Origin of the sequence: Thermogemmatispora onikobensis (genome assembly GCF_001748285.1) — a bacterium.
In the GTDB taxonomy this organism is placed as follows: Bacteria; Chloroflexota; Ktedonobacteria; order Ktedonobacterales; family Ktedonobacteraceae; genus Thermogemmatispora; species Thermogemmatispora onikobensis.
The window spans coordinates 1-19,108 of sequence record NZ_BDGT01000034.1 but is presented as its reverse complement, the minus strand read 5'-3'; the positions used below and the strand labels follow the sequence as shown (position 1 = coordinate 19,108).

The window sequence follows — 19,108 nt, the reverse complement described above, 5'->3', positions numbered from 1 at the left end:
TGGTCTGCCGGACAGGCTGAGCGCCACTGCATTGTCTGCCACGGACAGACAGGTAACCTCTGCCGGTCTTTTCATCATTATAGCAGTCCTGCCACCAGGTGCCATGAGCGGCTGCCGCATGAGGAACGGAGCGAGGCAAGATGAGTGCCAGGCTTGCTCCGTTCAGAACGCTCTGCCTAGCGCTAACGAGCCATCCATTCTGTTCTGTGCAGGCAGCGAGCTGTGTACCAGAGGGCAGAGAGAGACTGACAGGCCGGCGGACGACGGGACAAGTGAGTAACCGCAGGGTCGCGGGCATCTGGCTGACGTGCTTGCTGCTGAGTGCAAGCCGGGCGCCATGATCCTCAAGCCGGCGCCTGAGCGGACCGGCCATCATGGCTACGCTGCTGCTGAACCAACTGCACGCACCAACACGCAAGGCAGCCGAGCTGCACCAGTGTCCTTACTGTTGCGCTCTGGGCGTCGCGTCACGCCCTGCACAATACGGCAAGCCCCGGCGTTCCACAACTGCCGGGGCAGCGGAGCCGATGGTCGGACTCGAACCGACGACGACTCGCTTACAAGGCGAGTGCTCTACCAGCTGAGCTACATCGGCCTCTCTTCTCACTCGCTTGATCGCTGTCTACTGTGCTCGCTGAGGTACTCTCTGCTTCCTTTCTTTCTTCTGTGCTTTCTACTATAGCACAATGGGGCTGAGATTGCAAGAGAGGGGGAGGAAGGGGGCGTAATGCGGCCTGGCCAGGCTGGACCTGGCGGGCAGCTGATAGGAGGCATGACATACTACTTTAAAGTTTCTTTACAGATCCGTCATACTTTTCTGAACTCTTCTCTGTATACTTGAGCAGCGACCGGGTATCCTCCAGTAGGGATGGTGGGGTGGTCTGCCGAATCTCCTGCCACCGGTGGTTCTTGCATGGCGGCAGGCCATCCCTCCCTACTGCGGCAATACGGCTGCTCGCGGCGTGAGACACAATGGTCGAGCGTCTCACTCGGGCTGGCTCAGAGGGAAGGGCTTGCTGCTATACCAACCGTTGCTTTGCTGGCTCCATCTCATTATGATGATCTAGTAGATCCACCAGGCCGTAGCCTCGCGTACAGATACAGACAAGGCCGGGTTGCTGAGACGCAGGGACGCAAAGAGTGGACAGCGGCAAGGTGGACCGGCTGGGTCAAGTGTCGCGCCTTGTGAGGAGAGGCCAGAGCTGAGCATATGAGATTGCTGGTCATTGAAGACGAGCCTGATATTGCGCATGCGCTCGCGAAGGGATTGCGCCAGCGTGGCTATGCTGTCGATGTTGCCTACGATGGGGAGCGCGGTTGTATGCTGGCCGAAGTCAATGACTACGACCTGGTTGTCCTCGATCTCAATTTGCCCGGCCTCGATGGCCTGGAAGTTTGTCGCCGCCTCCGGGCGCTTCGCCCTGCTTTGCTCATCCTCATGTTAACCGCTCGCAGCAAGCCGGACGAACGGGTGGCCGGTCTGGAGCTGGGGGCTGATGATTATCTGGTCAAGCCCTTCTACTTCGCTGAACTGGTGGCCCGCATCGGCGCCTTGCTGCGTCGCGATCTCCGCGGGCGCGAGCCGCTTCTCTGCTACGCCGACCTGAAGCTTGATCCGGTAGCGCGCGTGGTCTGGCGTGGCAATCAGCGCCTCTCGCTGACCGGCAAAGAGTTCGGCATTTTGGAATATTTGATGCGCCACCAGGGTGAGGTGGTCAGTCAAGAAACGCTCCTTGAGCACGTTTGGGATTCGCAGGCCAATCCGTTCACCAACACGGTGCGTGTGCATATCAATTCGCTGCGGCGCAAGCTGGGAGACGTCGCCGAGGCGCCGCGCTATATCGAAACGGTTGTTGGCCAGGGCTACCGTCTCGGTCCGCTCTCTGCCCCATTGGAGGAGAAAGCATGAGCCGATACTCTTTCTCGTTATCGCGCCTGGGTCTGCGCCTCCCGCGCCTGCGTCGTGCGCGGAGGCGCTTTTTGCCACTGCGCTTGCGGATTGCTATCGGCTCCGCTGCGCTGGTTTTTGTCCTTAGCTTCTCGCTGCTCTTCTTTATCAATATTGCTGCCATTAATAGTTTCTCGCGCATCATTCACAGCACTGGACTGGACTGGTCGCGCACAGCGGTCTCGCCGAATGGCGCTCGTCTCAGAAACGCGCTTCCGCCCTTGCCGGCCCCGCTGGCGGAGCGCCTGGCTGAGAGCTTCGCTCGCGGCCACCTCAATCCTATTGAGCGTGCCCTCTTGCTGGAGTTGCAGAGTATCTCTCTGATTGGTCTGGCTCTGGTCGCTGTGCTGGGTGGATTTGGGGCCTACTGGCTGGCGGGTACCGCTCTGCGTCCCCTGCGCCAGGTGAGTAATGCGGCGCGGCGCATCAGTGTCGAGACGCTCGATACCCGTCTGGGGCTGACAGGACCCCGCGATGAGATTAAGGAGCTGGCCGAGGCCTTTGACGCTATGCTCGCCCGGCTGGGCGAGACCTTTGCTCAGCAGGGGCGCTTTGTTGCCAACGTGGCCCACGAGCTGCGCACCCCTCTGGCGGCCATGCGCGCCAGTCTGGAAGTCGTGACTGGTGATCCACAGGCGACGCTGGAGGATTATCAGGAAATGGCTGCTGCTCAAGAGCGCGCCCTCACTCGCCTGGAATCGCTTGTTTCCAACATGCTGCTGCTCGTCAAGAGTGAGCAGCCGCTCTACACCCGCAGTGAGGTCAGTCTGGGGCCGCTGCTGGAGGAGGTCCTCCAGGAACTGCAGCCGCTGGCCCAGGAGCATGGGGTCAGCCTTGTGCTGGAGAATCTGCCCGATCTGGTGGTAATCGGCGACGAGCTGCTGCTGGCGCGCGTCTTCTCCAATCTGATCGAAAATGCGATCTGCTACAATCGCTCGGGCGGTGAGGTGCGTGTCAATGGTCTGGAGTCCGAGGGACAGGCGTGCATCACGGTAGCTGACACCGGCATCGGCATTCCGCCCGAGGAGCAGGGACGCATTTTTGACCGCTTCTATCGCGTTGACAGCTCGCGCTCGCGTCACAGCGGCGGGGCTGGCCTTGGCCTCTCTATCGTCGCGGCCATCGTGCAGCAGCACCACGGACAAGTCAGTCTTTGGAGTGAGCCGGGCCGTGGCAGCATCTTCACTGTCTCTCTGCCGTTAGCTCAAGCTGAGCAGTCTGACCTCTCTCCTGCTTCCCTGCCATCGTCTATTGGATGTGCAGGCTCCGAAGCGCTCCTCAGTACCGGCCAGGAATTAGCTTCCGTGGTGGCGAGGGCAGGCTAACCTGCCAGTGGCCGCTGTCGGATGATCCACAAAGCCGACTCCCTCTCGCGAGGAGCTAGCTAGAATCTCACCCCCCAGGCGATCTTAACAGCGATTTTATCCTCGGTTAGCTAGATTCCCTGATGTGATGAGCGAGACCCAGAGAGTGCTTAAGCGAAGGGAGTCACTGCACGATGGCTACTGTCAGACAAGCGGCGCGTCAGCTGCTCCGCTGGGCCGCTGGCTTGCTCTCGCTGATGGCCCTCCTGTTGTTGGCGGCCTGTGGCACCAACAGCACCGCTGGGGGCGTCGGCGCCTCTGCTTCTGCGACCCCCACCTGTCCCCCTGCCCCACGCTTTCAGAGCGTGAGCGGGACAGTGCAAAGCGTGAGTACTGGCTCCTTCACGGTGCGAGACCGGCAGGGTCAGAGCAAGCAGGTGGTCTACACCAGCAGTACGCGCTTCACCCAACAGGTGCAAGAGAAGGTGAGCGACCTCAAGAATGGGGAGCAGGTCACGGTCTTTGTCAACCAGGACACGGACGGTACCTACTCCGCCGTCTCTATCGCCGCTGGAGGCGTTCAGGCAGGCTTTGCGAGTAACGGCGGCGGCCCTGGTCAGAGTGGCCAGGGCTCACGTCAGGGCTTCGGCGGCAATCGCGGCAACGTCAATACGGCCTGTTTCCGGCGCCAGGGTCAAGGGAGCATCGGCGCTAACGGCGCTGGCAGCAATCAAAGCGAGCGCGCCGTGCGCGGTAGCATCACCCAGATCGTCGGTAATCGGCTGACGGTGACCGATAGCAGCGGCAGCAACTTTGTGCTGACCTTGACCAGCGCCACGCGCGTCGTTGAGACCAGGGCTGCCAGTGCGAGCGATCTCAAGAACGGGGTGACGGTGCTGGTCGTTGGTTCCAACGGCAGCCAGGGTCAGCTAACCGCCTCCAGTGTCATCATCAACCCCCAGATGCAGGGGAGGTAAGGAATGAAGGCCGGTTGATAGCAGAAGCGAATAAGGAGCCTTCTTCTGAAAGGAGATGTAAGCATGTCTGATGTCGAGACGAATCTCCAGCCGTTACTGGAGGACGAGGGGAGTGAGATCGCTACAGAGGAAGCGGTGCGTCTGGACACCAAACTCACTGTGCCGCCGCGTCGCCGGCGCCGGCGCGGGTGGTTGATTGCCACTGTGGTGGTGGTCGTTCTGCTGCTGGCTGCAGGCGGTGCGCTGGCCTATATGCATCAGATGGCGCAGCAGCAGCCTCAGTATACGCAGGCGACGGTGACCACCGGCAACCTCGCGGTGACCGTCTCGGGCACTGGGCCAGTCATGCCGCGGGCCCAGTACAATCTGAACTTTCCCAGCTCGGTGGGTGGCCAGATCAGCGAGATCGATGTGCAAGTGGGCCAGCACGTAACCAAAGGCCAGGTCCTGGCGAAGGTCAATTCCCCCTCGCTGCAAGACGCCGTGACGCAGGCCCAGCAGGCGGTGAACAACGCCCAAACGGCCTACAATGATGCGGTCAACAGCGGGGCTGCGCAGTCGCAGCTTGATCAGCTCCAGGGTCAGCTCCAGAGCGCGGAGGATCAGCTGGCAGCAGCTCAGCACAATCTTTCCCAGACGGTGCTGACGGCTCCTTCCGATGGGACGATCGTGGCCATTAATGGCACGGTCGGCCAGACACCTGGCACAACCAACTCTAGCTCCGGCTCCTCCGGCAGCAGCGGGAGCAATGCCTTTATGGTGCTTGTAGATACCAGCTCGCTGACCATCGCCGCAGCTGTCAATGAAGCCGATATTGCCAGTGTCCAGGTGGGTCAGCCGGCTTCCTTCACGGTGGCGGCCTATCCTAACCGGACCTTCCATGCGACCGTCTCCTCGGTCGATATCCTTGGCCAAAGCTCTTCCAATGTGGTGAGCTATACCGTTGATCTGACGGTTGATCAGAGCAGCCTCAACGGGGCTCACATTTATCCGGGCATGACGGCCACCGTCAATATCACGACCCAGCAGCGCATCGGGGTCTTGCTGGTGCCCAACCAGGCCCTGACCTTTACCAATGAGGCTGTGCAGGTTGGCGCCATCAGCCGGCAGACGCTGGCACAGGTCTATCGCAATGCCGGCATCTCCTTCGGCCAGGGTAATGCCAACAGCACTGGCGGGACCAGTGCCTCTGGCACCAGCGGCAACGGAGGCAGCAGCAGTAGCACGCGCGTGGTACTAACGTTGCGCAATGGTCAGCTGACCCCGGTGGTGATTCAGACGGGCCTGACCAATGGAACCTACACCGAGGTGACCTCGGGTCTGCAGGACGGCGATCAGGTGGTGGTCAGTGCGACGGGAGGCGTCTTCTCTAACCTCTCCACGACCAGCACGGGCAGTGGTAGCAGTGGCCTGGGGGGCGGTAACGGCTTCGGCGGTGGTGGGGCGCGCTTCTTTGGCGGAGGAGGAGGTGGCCGCTAAATGGAGCAGCGTGAGCAGCGGCAGGCTGATGGGCATCGCGCCTATCCCCTGGTGCGAGTCCGTCAGCTTGTCAAGAACTATTACCTGGGTCATACGGTCGTGCCGGCTCTACGGGGGGTTGATCTCGATGTCTGGTCGGGCGAGTTGGTGGCTCTCATGGGTCCCTCCGGCTCGGGCAAATCAACCTTCATGAATCTGCTCGGCTGCCTGGACCAGCCGACGGCGGGCCGTTATCTGCTCAACGGGGTGCCGGTCGATGAGCTAAGCCCCAATGAGCTGGCCGACGTGCGCAACCGCTCGATCGGCTTCGTCTTCCAGAATTTCAATCTCTTGCCCTGGATGACTGCCCTGGAGAACGTCGAGCTGCCGCTGACCTATATGCAGATGCCTGCCGAGGAGCGTAGGCGGCGAGCGGAGATGGCTCTGACGCTGGTGGGCCTGCGCACGCGCGCTCACCATCGTCCCACGGAGCTGTCGGGTGGTCAGCAGCAGCGCGTGGCTATTGCGCGCGCCCTGGTAACATCGCCGACTCTGCTCCTGGCCGACGAGCCAACGGGGAATCTGGATAGCCAGACCAGTGTTCAGATCATGGGCATTCTGCAGGAGCTGAATCGCCGTGGCCTGACCATTATTCTGGTGACGCATGAGGCCGATATCGCTGCCTATTGCCGTCGCCAGGTGCGTTTCCGCGATGGGCGCGTTGTGGGCGACACGCTCAATCCTGAGCCGCTGGAGGCCCGCCTGCAGCTGACCCATGATCACGATCACGATCATGATCATGAACAGGAGGGAAGGAAGGTGACCTCATGAGCTTTCTGAGGCCCGAGACTGGTGCATCACAGCATGCCACGCTGCCACAGCCGGCGCCGCTGGACCGTAGCGCTTTCCTGCCTCCCGTTCACGCCTATCGGCGGGCCCGCGGCTTCTCTGCTGTCTATCGGGGGACGCGCAGCGCGCTGCGAGCCTTGCGGGCCAATGCGCTGCGTTCCCTGCTGACTTCGCTGGGGATCATTATCGGCGTCGGCGCTGTGATTATGATGATCTCGATCAGTGAGGGGAACGCCGCTGCCATTAATCAGCGGCTCTCAGCCCTCAATCCGACTCAGCTGACGATCTTCCCTGGTAGCGCCCGCGGCACCGGCGGGGTCAGCAGCGGCCTGGGGTCTGCCCAGTCGCTGACGCTGGACGATGCCAATGCGATCGCTCAGCTCTCCCATGTGACCGCTGTCAGCCCGCTGATTAATGCCCAGGGGCAGCTGGTGGCCGGCGACCAGAACTGGTCGACTTCGGTCGTCGGGGTGGCCCCTCCTTATCAGCAGATCGGCGGCTGGCAGCTGCAGGAAGGCAGCTTCATCTCCCAGGACGATGAGGATAGCGGCCATACTGTGGCTGTGCTCGGCCAGACAGTCGTCGACAACCTCTTTGGCCCAGGCGCCAACCCCGTGGGGCAGAGTGTGCGCATCAATGGCGTTCCCTTTACGGTGATTGGGGTGCTGGCTCCCAAGGGAACCACTGGCGGGCGCAATGCCGATGACGTTGTCTATGTACCCTATACAACGGCCCGACAGCGTCTGAGCGGCGGGCGCTCCCTGGGTCAGATCGTGCTGACTGCCGATAGCACCTCCGATGTCGGCCTGGTGCAGAATGAGGTCGAGCAGTTGCTGGAGCAACGACATAACATTTCGAACCCGCAGCTCGATGACTTCCAGATCGCCAATCAGCTCCAGGTCCTGCAGTCGGTACAGGGCACCAACCAGGCCCTGACAATCCTCCTGGTCAGTGTGGCCTCGGTCTCGCTGGTGGTCGGCGGTATCGGGATCATGAATATCATGCTGGTCTCGGTGACCGAGCGTACACGCGAGATCGGTATTCGTATCGCTATCGGAGCACGCCCGCGCGATGTGATGACGCAGTTTTTGATCGAGGCCCTGGTGCTGAGCATCCTGGGCGGACTGATCGGTATCGTGCTAGGCCCAATCGGGGCCTGGGTGCTGACACATTTTACCAGTACGCCCTTTGTGCTTGATCCGCTCTCAGTCTTGCTGGCCTTCGGTGTCTCAGCCCTGGTCGGTGTCGTCTTTGGCTTCTATCCAGCGCAGCGCGCGGCCCGTCTTGATCCAATTGTGGCCTTGCGCACCGAGTAAGCAGCTGTCTGGCAAAGAAAGCAGGCGAGCCTGCTATCCTTTCGTTGATACCCTCAACTGCGCCCTGTCTGAGAAGGGGGCGGGCCCAGCGGGAAGCCGGACAGAGAGGCTTCTCCTGGAGGCTCGCCCCTCTGATGCTCGTTGACGGGTGGTCCTGCTCCAGTGAGCCAGCTCAGAGCCGCCAGCGCTTTTTGCTCTCCTCTCCTATCCCCTACAGCTCGGCCTGGGTTGCTGAGTTGACCCCTTCGATCATCAGGCTGCCAGGCGTTATCTCTCAGTCTGCTCTTTCTTCGGTTTGTTATCACCTTTCTTCTTGGTGATTAAAAATATATATAGATCTGTTATATTAGCTTATTTATCGATAGGTTCGAAGGAATGAATTTTTCGGCTCTCGCTATACTCAACATAGTCGCTATTCTTTAACCTGACCTTTGCGCCCGCTTAATGAAGGCGTGATACGATTCCTCACGGAGCTGCAGAGAAGACAGTCACTGCCAGGCAGAGGACTCCTGGCGGCTGTCGGACGCGATACGGGATGATCAGGAGCTTACCGATTCCAGGCAGGACCAGTTTCTGGTCTCGTGAGCTTGCGGAAAGGTTGGAGCAAACCATGAAGCGCCTCTTCAAAGTTAGCCTGGCCATGTTGCTAATGGTCATTCTGTTGGGGACGGTGGCCGCGGCTGCTGCGCCTTCCCAGTCTCAAATGGGAGCGACGCCAGCACGACGCTCGACGACCACTCCCATTCAACATCTCGTGGTTATCTTTGACGAGAACGTCTCGTTTGACCACTATTTCGCCACCTATCCTGTCGCGCTCAATCCTCCTGGAGAACCTGCTTTCCATGCCCGACCGGGCACGCCCACCGTGAACGGGTTGACGCCAAGCTTGTTGAGTCATAACCCGAATAGCGCCAATCCGAAGCGGCTTGATCGCTCCCAGGCCCTGACGTGCGATCAGGATCATGATTATGATGATGAGCAAGAGGCTTTTGATCATGGCCTGATGGATCGCTTTGTGCAGTCGGTGGCTGGCTCAAGCTGCACCGATAAATCGATTGTGCTGGACTACTACGATGGCAACACTGTCACCGCTCTCTGGAACTATGCCCAGCACTTTGCCATGAGCGATAACTCCTTTGGCACGACCTTTGGCCCCTCGACACCGGGCGCCATCAATCTGGTCTCTGGTCAGACGCATGGTGCCACGCCGGCCAACGTGTCTGGCCTGATCAGCAACGGCACCTTGATCGGCGATGCTCGTCCGGCTTTCGATGATTGCTCAGTGGGGACGACAGCTTCGCTGAGTGGCAAAAACGTAGGGGATCTCCTGAATGCCAAAGGCATCACCTGGGGCTGGTTCCAGGGTGGTTTCCGCCCGACGGCGGTCAATAATGGCAAGGCAGTCTGTGGGGCGACCCACAAGAACATTGGTGGGGCCACTGTCACCGACTATATCCCCCATCATGAGCCATTCCAATATTATCAGTCGACGGCCAATCCACATCATCTGCCGCCGTCTTCGGTGCAGATGATTGGGCGTAGCGACCAGGCTAACCATCAGTACGATCTCAGCGATTTCTGGGCCGCGCTGCAGGCTGGCCATCTACCGGCGGTTAGCTTCCTCAAACCCGCCGCCTATCAGGACGGACACGCTGGCTACTCAGACCCCCTCGACGAACAGCAGTTCCTGGTCGACACGATCAATCGCCTGGAGCGCTCGCCGTACTGGGAGAGCATGGCCATCGTTATCGCCTACGACGATTCGGATGGCTGGTACGACCACGTGATGGGGCCCATTGTGATGCATTCAGCAGACGCGACCTACGATACGCTCACTGGCGCGGGCCAGTGTGGAACGCCACAGCCAGGGGCCTACTCTGGGCGCTGCGGCTATGGGCCTCGTCTGCCCTTGTTGGTGATTTCGCCCTTCGCGCGGGTCAACTTCGTCGACCATACGGTGACCGATCAGACCTCGATCCTGCGCTTTATCGAAGATAACTGGCAGCTAGGTCGCATCGGCGATCAGTCCTTTGACGAGCTGGCCGGTCCCCTGACCCAGATGTTCGACTTCTCCGGCCCGCGTGCACCGCGTCTCTTCCTCGATCCCCAGAGCGGCACGCCGCGCTAAACAGAAGGAGAGCACGGCCAATGGTCGCGCTCTCCTTCTGAGCGGCTGGCCGTCAGCGCTTCCCTTCCCGCGTCATTTGCTGGGATGCTGGTGGCGAGGAGCCTGCGCCCTTGACTGACCGAGGGGAGCAGGCTCCTCTTTCCTCTTCCTGTCCCAGTCTGGCGATTGAGCTGGGTGGGCAACGGCCTGGCTGGCCTGCTTTCCAGTCCACCTCACACGGACTGCCGGCTATCGGCCAGGGCCTGCAAAGCGGCGGTGAAGCATTCCATCGGCGGATGGACGATACCGGCCCCAACCTGACCAATGCCGGGCAGACGGTGCGCAATGCCCGTATTGATGACCGGTGGCAGATTCAGACGACAGACCTGACGGATATCGATGCCGGTTGGGGTTCCCTGGAAGTTGAGGCTGGGCAGGCTGAACTGAGGATTCGTGGTCACAGTCAGAGAGTACATCTCACGGGTATAGCGCAAAGCGTCAGCGGGTGTGCCGCCGATAAACTGGACGATGGCCGGGGCCCCAGCCATTGCGAAGGCGCCCAGCCCGGCGGTCTCCGTAATAGCGCTATCCCCAATATCAGGATTGGCATCCTCGGGACCGAAGCCGGCAAAATAGAGGCCTTGAATCGCTTGGGCCGGCCCTACAAACCAGCGCTCGCCCAACCCGCTCACACGGATACCGAAATCGACCCCATTGCGTGCCATCGTGACCACCACGCTGCTATTGGGCACGTTCGCCCCCGCCAGCGTCATGGCCTTGGCCGCTGCCATTGAAGGATTCAGATGAAAATGGTCGTTGGAGGCGATGAAGCGCAGCACGCTGGCGGTTTCCGCGCTGGAGGCTCCCGTCTCGACCAGAGCCGGGGCTAGCTGGCGCAGAAAGAGGGAGGTAGCCGCTTTATTGCGGTTATGGCCCTCATCGCCCATCTGCAGGGCCTGGGCCAGCAGCGAGCGCAGATCAAGGCCGCCGACATGGCGCAAGGCCCGGCTCAGCGCCGGCCCGAGCACCTCTTGCATCCAACGCAGGCGCTCAATGACCTCCGGAGCGTAAGCCCCATAACGGAGCACCTTGCCCAATCCCTCATTCAGAGGGGCGAAGGTGCGGTTGCCATGCACCCTATCCTCTACGATGAGCAGAGGCATAGAAGGCGAGACGATGCCGGCCATTGGCCCAACAGCATGATAATGGTGACAGGGAGCGAAGGTAATCCTGCCGGTCTCCGCCAGGCGCACGGCCTCCTCCTCGCTGCGGACCCAGCCCTCGTAGAGACAGGCCCCGATAATGGCGCCGCGCATGGGTCCGCACATGCGCTCCCACGTAATCGGCGGGCCGGCGTGGAGCAAGGCATAGCCTCCTGCTGTCTCGCGGAAGAGAGGGATGATGGTCCGGGCGGGCTGGACGTCGACCAGGACAGGCTCGGCGGCCAGCATGCGCCCCACGGCGATCTCATTGGCGCGATCGATGGCCGGATCGGCCAGCAGGCGAGCTAAAGCTGCGGGATCGCCGGCGGGCGGGCGCCAGGCCACGCTGGTCACAGTAACGCCCTGGGCGCGCAGGGCCTCGGCGAAAAGCTCGGCACCCACATTGATGACGGTGAACGGTGAAGGGCTGAGTTGCTCTGGCGTGCTAGGCGAGACCACCGCTTTCCTCCTGCTCGTAGAGTAACTGGACACAGTGCAGGGCTGCCTCGGCGTTGCTCGTAAGAACGGTGGCCCCGGCTTCTTGCAGGCGTGCGGCCTGGGCCGAGAGACGCTGCGGATCACCCTCGGTGCCGCAGAGCGAGACTACGATTGCTGGACGAGGGCCGCGCCGACGCAGTCCGGCAATGACGGGGGCATAGATGGCAGCCGGATCGGGATGGGCACAGTAGCCGAGCACCAGGTCGAGCAGAACCACGGAGACGCCCGGATTGTCGGCCACGGTCTCAAGGGCCTGCAGGCGCAGCGAGGGATCGATCATAGGATGGGGGCGCCCGCGTGTGTATTCATCAGCTCCGAAGTCGATGGCGCAGTGACCCGGGAGAGCTGTCAGGCTGCTTTCACGCAGGCGCCAGGCCGGCTCTAAAGGGATATTTGAATAAATAGGTCCCAGCAGGGCGCTCCAGAGCTGCATCGCCTCGTCGCAGAGGGTTCCACCGGCGAAAAGGCCAACCAGATGCCCGCTGGCTGAGGAGACAGTACAGGTTTGCCTCAGCCGTTCGAGACGCGCAGCAATGGCACTGGCGGGCGTAGTAGCCGCATGGTAGGAGGTGGGTGTAGCAGCGAGCTGAACGGCCAGGGTAGCGGCCTCGGTCAGAGTACGGGCCACCGCCACCCGGCTGCCGTAGCCCTGCTCCAGGGCCTCGTGGTCAGCGCCCAGAAAGCAGGCCACCACCGCTTTCGAGCCGCTGGCCGCCTCCTCGAGCACGCGAGCGGCTACCTCTGGGGCGGGCGGCTTGGAGACCAGGACGATCACCCGCGTCTCCTCGTCCCTCAAGAGGAGACGGATGCCCGCCAGGGTTGTCATGGCTCCTACCTCGCGGCTCAGATCGCGCCCACCGCTGCCGATGACCTGAGAGACGCCGCTCCCCTGCTGAGCGATTAGCGACATCACCTGCTGAATGCCAGTACCCGAAGCGCCGACGATACCGATAGGGCCGCGAGGCACAACATTAACAAAGCCGAGCCCAATGCCATTGAGCAGGGCAGTGCCGCAATCGGGGCCCATCAGCAGCAGACCTCGTTCCTGGGCCAGCTGCTTCAGGGCAATCTCTTCCTGCAGAGGCACATTATCGCTGAACAAAAAGACATGCAGGCCGGCGCGCAGGGCCTGCTCGGCCTCCAGGGCTGCGTAGGGACCAGGAACCGAGATCATGGCCAGGCGAGCCTCGGGCTGACGTCTGACGGCCTCCTCCAGAGAATGTGGTGGCTGCGTGGCAGCAGCGGCTGGGGACCCGCTGCTGTCTTGGAAAGAGAGGCTCTTTGGCTGGCGGGTAGTCAGCAGCTCCTCTGCCGCCTGCAGCGCCTGCCCGGCGGCCTCCGGTAGCGCGGCTTTGACCACCAACAGCAGGTCTTCAGCACCGGCGGTTATCTCGCCAGGATGCAGACCGGCCTCCGCGAGTAGCTGAAGATTCGCTTCAGTAGCCATCACAGCGGCGGCATTCTCGACGCCAGGCAGCCCTTTGAGGGCCGTAGCGATCTGCATCAGCGTGATCGAATCAACGTAGGTACGTCGCCTGACCTGCGCTTGAATCACCATAGGTCCGATCCTTTTCTCTTGCTGGCTGGGCTGGCTGTCCGGCTGAGCGCAGGCTGCCTGCCAGGCTGGAGCGCTCTGCGCTAGCGAGACAGCTCCCGCGTGACTGGGCTGACAGAAGGTCAGTACGGTGACGCCTTGACTGGGCTGGCGATGATGGATGCTCATGCTGGCCGCCTCGCTCCCTACCGCCGCAGCCTGGCCGCAAGAAGGTGTTGGTGGCGACAAGAGGCGGCGGAAAAGCGAAACCGGACCGGCTGCGGGCCAGAGAAAAACCAGCACCGCAGTGCTGCCGCAGCCGGTCCGGCTGGGTACTGCATCACATCAGGATACCGCAGGGGAGACGCCAGAAGAAAACAATGACCGCGGTGGGACTCGAACCCACGACCTTACGCTTAAAAGGCGCCTGCTCTACCGCTGAGCTACGCGGTCGCTGCATGCAGGGAGGGTCACCACCAAAAAGGGAAGGAAGAGTCATTCCTCCCTGACTCATGGCTAATGATATCATGTCTGTCAAGAAGAGGAGCGTCACTAAAGGGAGTCCCTGTTGAGGCTGGGACCGCGGCCCGGGCTCCTGGTTCGGCTCACTGGAAGGGTGAGGCCGATGGCTTAAGCGGAGCGTGTATAATGAAGGGGAGGTGGACGGGGAAGAAGGAAGCACGGTGGTAGGCAGCCCAGGCCGCACTCATCCGCTGCCAAAGGGCCTTGACTTGCGGACGGCCTTGTCTTGTCAAGGGTGGGCGTGGTACACTTACCGATAAGTGCCAATGGGGAAGGCAAGGTCCCGATGACACTCGAAGAGACCAACGGCGCTCTCTTGACAAGGACCCTGTTTGTGTATATCCTCATGTCGGTCTAGGGGCTCTCATCCGCTGGGACAGGTCCCTGGCTGCCCCGAGCCAGCTCAGCAGTGGGCCGGGGCAGCTATCCGAGTCACACAATTACCTGATATCTAATGACAGGCAGGCGGTCTACGGTGTAGACCAGCGTGTCAGCGCTGGTGCCATTCTCCTCTCGGGCCAGGTGGCAAGCGGAAACGCAGCCGTGAGCAGCGGCCTGCATTTTCCTCAGTTGAACAGTAGGAAAGCGTACCGGAAGGACAGCTAGGCGGCGATGAACAGGAGGCGGCGTCTATCCTTGTTCGTGATCCTGGCCCGTCTCCAGGCGGAGAGCAACACGGGGCCAGGCGATAGAGCAGGGTGCTGCGCCGAAAGAACGTGACCAAGCATATACTCGTTGTTGATGACAAAAACGAGCTGCTGCATCTGATGCGGCGAGTCCTGGAAGACGAAGAGTACCAGGTCTCTATTTTGCAGCACGGGCGTGAGACGCTGGCGCGTGTCAAGCGTGATCTGCCCGATCTGCTCATTCTCGACCTGCGACTGGGTGATGTCTCTGGACAGGAGATTCTCAAGCAGCTGCGTGCTGATCCTCTCACGCGGGAGGTCCCAGTCATCGTCTATACTGCCGCTGTGTTAGAAGCGGAGCAGGTGAGCAAGCTGGTGGCAGAGCAACCGAGCTACTACCAGGGGGTGCATGTGGTGCAGAAGCCGTTTGAGCTAACCAATCTGCTGGCCCTTGTCCAGCAGGTCCTCAATGAGCCGGCGCATTGAGCGTGCTCGCTCTCCTTTGCAGGAGGAGCGCCTGCTGACTGACGCTCGATGCCTGTTCTCCCCCTCCTGTCGTGGTACTGGTTGTCCACACCAGAGTCTGGCAGGCACATCCGCGCGTACTATATTCAGGAGTTGAAACGCTCTGCTACGGCGGCAAGCTGGCGTCAGGAGAGGAAGATGCGGGTCGTCTCCTGTCTGGATTCAGCCCATCGTCTTTTTAAGGCCACTTCTACCTCTCCAGCGCCGTTTCTTTGGCCGCCAGTAGTGTACTGAGACAAGCGACCTGAATAGCGAGCAATAAGTGAGAGTGCTTTCTACAGAAAGAGAGGATGGACGAGACCTATGAAGTTTGTTGCCGGCTTATTACTAGGTTTTGGGCTGGGTTTTGCTGCCGGTCTGCTCTTCGCGCCGCAGTCGGGCGAGGCGACGCGGTCGCAGCTTACGGAGCAGGGGCTACTCCTGCGAGATCGCTCGCTCGGGCTGGGTCAGGAGCTGCGTCAGCGCGCGAACGAAGCCCTATCCCAGGGGCGAGAGATCTACGAGCGCACCAAGGACGAGCTCAGCGAGCGCTATAGCAAGGCCAAGAGCGGCCAGCTCTAGTGCCATTGTAGCCTGTGGGCCGCTCTTGGACTCTTTTTCTGTGAGAGTGTAGGGGGGGGCCCGCTGGCGAACCTGGGCACGTGCAAGTGTAGCTTAGTCGTGAGGAGGCAGGCGCCGCGAGCAAGCTGAACTGGCCACAGAGGCAGCGCGGGCCTGCCTGTTTCCTTTCTTATCTCATCTCAGGCGTGCTTCAAGCAGAGCCTGGTCGATCATACTGGCGCAGCAGGCGGTCCACCAGATTCCCGATCTCGTGCCAGATGTGATGCTGATAGTCGAGCATCCGCGCCTGAGTCAGATCAAACTCGCGATTGCTGGGGTCGCTCCTGGCATGTTCCTCAAACTGGCGAGCGAGCTTCAAAGACCGCTCGCCGCGACTGTGTAAGTAGCGTGACAACTCGTACAGGTCCTTAATCAGGGCCTTCAGTTGCTCCTCGCTCGTGGCCATAGGCGTTTGTATCCTTCTTCTCTCCGCTGCTCCGTTGAGCCTCTCCTTTGCCCTGAGAGCGAGCGGGTGGCTCAATCTGAAGAGCATCCGCGAAACGGTTGAAGCAATTAAAGAGGCCAATCACCATTGTCAGCTCGATGATCTCCCCGTCGTCAAAGTGGGCTTGCAGCTCGTCCCATAGCTCTTCGTCGATGTCGCGGGCCGAGGTGGTCATGATCTCGGCGAAGCGCAAAGCCACCAGCTCACGCGCCGTAAAGAGATGGCGGTGAGTATCGATGTGATAGAGCGCATCCAGCAGCTCCTCACTGACGCCTAGCTGCCCTGCCAGGGCAGTGTGGGCGGCCATTCAATAGTGGCAGTAGTTGACCTGGGAGACACGGATGGCCAGCAGCTCTTTCAGGCGCGGCTCAACGCCACCGCTGCGCATGACCGTTTGCAGTAGCTGCATGGTCTGGCGTGCTATCTCGGGCCGGTGGGCCATGACGCGGAAAAGCTCGCGCATGGTGGCAAAAGCCTGGCTGGCGTCGTTCTCCTTGTCCTCGGGCCAGAACTGGCTGTCTTCAACCGGTGGGATGCGTGACATAGAATGCTCGTAGAGAGTACGATCCAATCTACACTTTGCTTTGTGATCATTCTAGCGAATGCCAGGGCGTAGGTGCAAGCGCCTGGCTATGGACGGGCGAGGCAGTAATCTGCGCTTCGCCTGGCGAACTGGGCATCAGAAGTAACCCTGATCAAGGACCGTTGCCTCATCCAGAGATCCAGATATGGTAATCTTGCAGAGCTTTCTCAACCAGCGGCTTATCATCATGAGGCAACTTTTCATTAAGCAGTGTCGCTGTCAGCTTATCAAAATGAGGGGTGGGAAATTTCACAGGAACCCTCCGATGGCATGCTCGGGATTGAAAAGAGGCGATGGATCAACGCAGCGGGCTTTGCTGATGGCTTCCAGGATCTCTTGGTTCGTAGGTGCATCTTCATAATTTTGCTGGAAGGAATCTCTCAGGAGACAAAGAGCTAAAGAACGGGCAAGTTCATCGTTGAAGGCAGGAGGAAGAGAGGTCGGTGTCAGATGAAGCACATCCTCGTAGATCACCTCCCCGAACTTATTGAGAAACTTCCGTTCTTCGACCGAGGCCAGCTCTAGACCGGCCCCTCCTAGCGCGAGCGCGGTGATCAGCCTGCTGTTGCCAAGCCGCACACCACGGATGGTTGACTCGCGACCAATGACAATGATGAGATGCCCATCCTCGGCAAGCAGGCGACGCATTTCTCGCAGGGCTGCTAGCATGTCTAAAGCGTACCGAATCACTGTTAAAAATCTGTTTTGACGATGTTTGCGGTTGGCTCCAATCTCGGACTGAGCAACGGTAAGAAGATTCCAGCCTAATCTCTCCATGAGAGGTCTATTGTTTTGGTGGTAGTTGAAGACATTGATGTAGGGTGGGGAGGTCACGATCAACTGAACGCTGGTATTGGCCAACGGTAAGGAGCGGGCATCATTGTGAAAGATATGATATTGGGCAACACTATAGGGTAGATTTCTGATAATCGCAGCCAGCTCATGGAAAGATGTATACCAGTTATTTCCCTTTTTGTTTTTGTTTTCAAAATATTTCATTAGTGTGTTGACTAGTATAATTCTTAAAAGATGATTATTCGTATCTTTTTTTAGAGAAAGTATGATTTCTTCTTTGGGGTGGGAATAGTCATCAATCCTAGGTTCAATATCACTAAAGGAGAAAAGATCTATAAAGGCGGACTGCAGCGCTTTCTTTAAAAGAGATTCCGCCTCCTGGATCAGATCTTGGCGTTCAGAGGGTGTCAGGCGAACAAAGTAGACTGTCTGCGACAACGCCACCGCTGCCGGATTGATGTCTGCGGCGTAGCAGCTCAGGCCCTGGCGGGCTGCTTCAAAAAGGGTGGTACCGCTGCCCACAAAGGGGTCCAGGACGACAGTTCTCTGCTCTGCATAACGCTGCAAAAGCAGCTCGACCAGTTGTGGAGAGAACTGGCCGCGCCATGGAAAGAGGCTGGTGCGCTCCCTCCTCTGCAAGTCGAGGTGCCCTGCAGATGTGCGCCGGCCTTTTTGCAGCAAGAACGTTGCCTGCTCGAGGAGCCTGGCGCTTGACGAAAGGATATCCTTGGGTAGACTCTGCTCTATAGCCGCGTCCAGGAGGCTCTGAGACGATTTCTGGTACATCATGCCGCTCAACGACCTTGAGTCTCCTCGCGTCTGACGGAAATTCTCCTCCTCGCTGTGTTGTCCTTGCGGAGCGAGAGGAGCCAGAGCGCCATCGGTGGAATGGTGCGACGACGGCCCTACGATTGCCGCGGGCGAGGAGAGCAGCCCCATTCTGCCACAGGCAGGTCAACCTGTCAATCAACAGCGCCCTGATCTGGGCCTGGCCAGGTTCCAACCTGCTACGCTGGGCTGAAAGGAGAAAAGACAGAGGCCAGCATGGCGAACATTCCCTTGCCCATGCTGGCCTCTGTCTTGTGGTTAAAGGGAGGTGCCAGGGGACGGAATCGAACCGTCGACACCAGCATTTTCAGTGCTGTGCTCTACCAACTGAGCTACCCTGGCGTCTCGGCCCGCTTTAGTCCCGGGTCGATGGCATGTTGTTTAGGTGACAGGTACTGGTGTGTAACCTTGCGATGCTGGTGTTATTGTACACACCGTTTTTGCTGGTTGTCAAGAGGGTTGTGGAGCAGGTTGGTCATGGTGTGAGGTCGCCGAGCTAACTGGCTGGCTAGCTAGGTTGGGCGATGGTCTTCGTCTTCGTCAGGAAGCTCTTCGATCAGAGCATCGACAGAGACGCGCAAGGCTTTCGCCACCTTGGCCAGCGTGATGTATGTCGGGGCATACGTAGGGTCCTTGACCATCCGTCGAATGAGGCTCTCTGGCACCCGCGCTTGTAGCGCCAGCCATTGCTGACTTTTTCCCAGAGCCTCCAGGTGCTCCTTGACTCGTAGCCGATACACCGCGTCTCTCCTCTGCTGATTCCGTCTCTTGCACGCAGCACTATATCGCACTTTCGTATGGCCTGCCTAGACCGAAGCTCTATGCGATCTAACAGCATCGTATCACTGTAAGTATGCTTGCAGTCCGTATAGAAAGATGGTAAAATTACATCGCGTAACTACGCTGGTGCTACAGAGCATAGCCCACTGTTGCAGGTCAGGAGAATTGCTATGGTGAAACGGGTACGCTTGCAAAAGTTGGATGTGGAAGG

At 59.9% G+C, this 19,108-nt stretch carries 17 protein-coding genes and 3 tRNA genes; 10 read left to right on the top strand and 10 right to left on the bottom strand.

What is annotated here, in order from left to right; all coding sequences use genetic code 11:
• Positions 1 to 522 precede the first annotated feature (522 nt).
• Positions 523 to 595: transfer RNA gene (locus BGC09_RS14970), tRNA-Thr, on the bottom strand.
• Positions 596 to 1,210: 615 nt separating this feature from the next.
• Here BGC09_RS14970 and BGC09_RS14965 point away from each other — a divergent pair.
• The 7 genes from BGC09_RS14965 (at position 1,211) to BGC09_RS14935 (ending at position 9,980) form a co-directional block, all read left to right on the top strand.
• Complete coding sequence (locus tag BGC09_RS14965; protein ID WP_069804790.1) at positions 1,211 to 1,909, top strand: response regulator transcription factor; 699 nt, start codon at positions 1,211 to 1,213, stop codon at positions 1,907 to 1,909.
• On the top strand, positions 1,906 to 3,273 hold the full coding sequence (locus BGC09_RS14960) for a sensor histidine kinase (protein WP_069804789.1): 1,368 nt from the start codon (positions 1,906 to 1,908) through the stop codon (positions 3,271 to 3,273). Before BGC09_RS14965 ends, BGC09_RS14960 begins: the two co-directional genes overlap by 4 nt.
• Before the next feature lie 173 nt (positions 3,274 to 3,446).
• Entirely contained in the window at positions 3,447 to 4,229 is a 783-nt protein-coding gene (locus BGC09_RS14955) for a DUF5666 domain-containing protein (protein WP_069804788.1), read from the top strand.
• 63 nt (positions 4,230 to 4,292) lie between these two features.
• The gene (locus tag BGC09_RS14950) at positions 4,293 to 5,708 is read left to right on the top strand and encodes an efflux RND transporter periplasmic adaptor subunit (protein WP_069804787.1); all 1,416 of its coding nucleotides are present in this window, start codon (positions 4,293 to 4,295) and stop codon (positions 5,706 to 5,708) included.
• Positions 5,709 to 6,518, top strand: a complete 810-nt coding sequence (locus BGC09_RS14945) for an ABC transporter ATP-binding protein (RefSeq protein WP_069804786.1) — start codon at positions 5,709 to 5,711, stop codon at positions 6,516 to 6,518.
• Positions 6,515 to 7,852: an ABC transporter permease gene (locus tag BGC09_RS14940; protein WP_084658946.1), complete on the top strand. Its 1,338-nt coding sequence runs from the start codon at positions 6,515 to 6,517 to the stop codon at positions 7,850 to 7,852. The genes BGC09_RS14945 and BGC09_RS14940 overlap by 4 nt, the downstream gene beginning before the upstream one ends.
• 610 nt (positions 7,853 to 8,462) lie before the next feature.
• Positions 8,463 to 9,980 (top strand): alkaline phosphatase family protein, encoded by a 1,518-nt coding sequence (locus BGC09_RS14935; RefSeq protein WP_069804785.1) that lies wholly within the window; start codon positions 8,463 to 8,465, stop codon positions 9,978 to 9,980.
• A gap of 212 nt (positions 9,981 to 10,192) precedes the next feature.
• Here BGC09_RS14935 and BGC09_RS14930 read toward each other — a convergent pair whose 3' ends face one another.
• The 3 genes from BGC09_RS14930 to BGC09_RS14920 all read right to left on the bottom strand — a co-directional run bounded on the left by BGC09_RS14930 (position 10,193) and on the right by BGC09_RS14920 (position 13,646).
• Positions 10,193 to 11,620: a YlbE family protein gene (locus BGC09_RS14930; protein WP_069804784.1), complete on the bottom strand. Its 1,428-nt coding sequence runs from the start codon at positions 11,618 to 11,620 to the stop codon at positions 10,193 to 10,195.
• The gene (fdrA, locus tag BGC09_RS14925; RefSeq protein ID WP_069804837.1) at positions 11,607 to 13,217 is read right to left on the bottom strand and encodes an acyl-CoA synthetase FdrA; all 1,611 of its coding nucleotides are present in this window, start codon (positions 13,215 to 13,217) and stop codon (positions 11,607 to 11,609) included. Before fdrA ends, BGC09_RS14930 begins: the two co-directional genes overlap by 14 nt.
• Before the next feature lie 357 nt (positions 13,218 to 13,574).
• A tRNA-Lys gene (locus BGC09_RS14920) sits at positions 13,575 to 13,646 on the bottom strand.
• Between the two features lie 785 nt (positions 13,647 to 14,431).
• On the opposite strand from BGC09_RS14920, the gene BGC09_RS14915 reads away from it, so the two are divergent.
• Both BGC09_RS14915 and BGC09_RS14910 read left to right on the top strand, forming a co-directional pair.
• Positions 14,432 to 14,827, top strand: a complete 396-nt coding sequence (locus BGC09_RS14915) for a response regulator (protein ID WP_069804783.1) — start codon at positions 14,432 to 14,434, stop codon at positions 14,825 to 14,827.
• A gap of 342 nt (positions 14,828 to 15,169) precedes the next feature.
• Positions 15,170 to 15,427 carry a YtxH domain-containing protein gene (locus BGC09_RS14910; RefSeq protein ID WP_069804782.1) on the top strand — a complete coding sequence of 86 codons (258 nt, stop codon included), beginning with the start codon at positions 15,170 to 15,172 and terminating at the stop codon, positions 15,425 to 15,427.
• A 190-nt stretch (positions 15,428 to 15,617) separates the two neighbouring features.
• Here the strand turns inward: BGC09_RS14910 and BGC09_RS14905 are convergent, their stop codons facing one another.
• The 4 genes from BGC09_RS14905 to BGC09_RS14890 form a co-directional block, all read right to left on the bottom strand.
• Positions 15,618 to 15,872: a hypothetical protein gene (locus BGC09_RS14905; protein ID WP_069804781.1), complete on the bottom strand. Its 255-nt coding sequence runs from the start codon at positions 15,870 to 15,872 to the stop codon at positions 15,618 to 15,620.
• Positions 15,835 to 16,218 carry a carboxymuconolactone decarboxylase family protein gene (locus BGC09_RS14900; RefSeq protein ID WP_069804780.1) on the bottom strand — a complete coding sequence of 128 codons (384 nt, stop codon included), beginning with the start codon at positions 16,216 to 16,218 and terminating at the stop codon, positions 15,835 to 15,837. Before BGC09_RS14900 ends, BGC09_RS14905 begins: the two co-directional genes overlap by 38 nt.
• Positions 16,219 to 16,455, bottom strand: a complete 237-nt coding sequence (locus tag BGC09_RS14895; protein WP_141727801.1) for a carboxymuconolactone decarboxylase family protein — start codon at positions 16,453 to 16,455, stop codon at positions 16,219 to 16,221.
• Between the two features lie 288 nt (positions 16,456 to 16,743).
• Positions 16,744 to 18,078, bottom strand: coding sequence for a DNA methyltransferase (locus BGC09_RS14890; RefSeq protein ID WP_245688593.1), 1,335 nt, complete (start codon positions 18,076 to 18,078; stop codon positions 16,744 to 16,746).
• A 94-nt stretch (positions 18,079 to 18,172) separates the two neighbouring features.
• Between BGC09_RS14890 and BGC09_RS22930 the strand changes: the two genes are divergently transcribed.
• A complete protein-coding gene (locus BGC09_RS22930) occupies positions 18,173 to 18,310 on the top strand; it encodes a hypothetical protein (protein ID WP_176728936.1) in 138 nt (45 codons plus the stop codon).
• 76 nt (positions 18,311 to 18,386) lie between these two features.
• Here the strand turns inward: BGC09_RS22930 and BGC09_RS14885 are convergent.
• Both BGC09_RS14885 and BGC09_RS14880 read right to left on the bottom strand, forming a co-directional pair.
• Positions 18,387 to 18,459, bottom strand: a tRNA-Phe gene (locus BGC09_RS14885).
• Positions 18,460 to 18,629: 170 nt separating this feature from the next.
• Positions 18,630 to 18,857, bottom strand: coding sequence for a helix-turn-helix domain-containing protein (locus BGC09_RS14880; RefSeq protein ID WP_069804777.1), 228 nt, complete (start codon positions 18,855 to 18,857; stop codon positions 18,630 to 18,632).
• Positions 18,858 to 19,108: the final 251 nt, after the last annotated feature.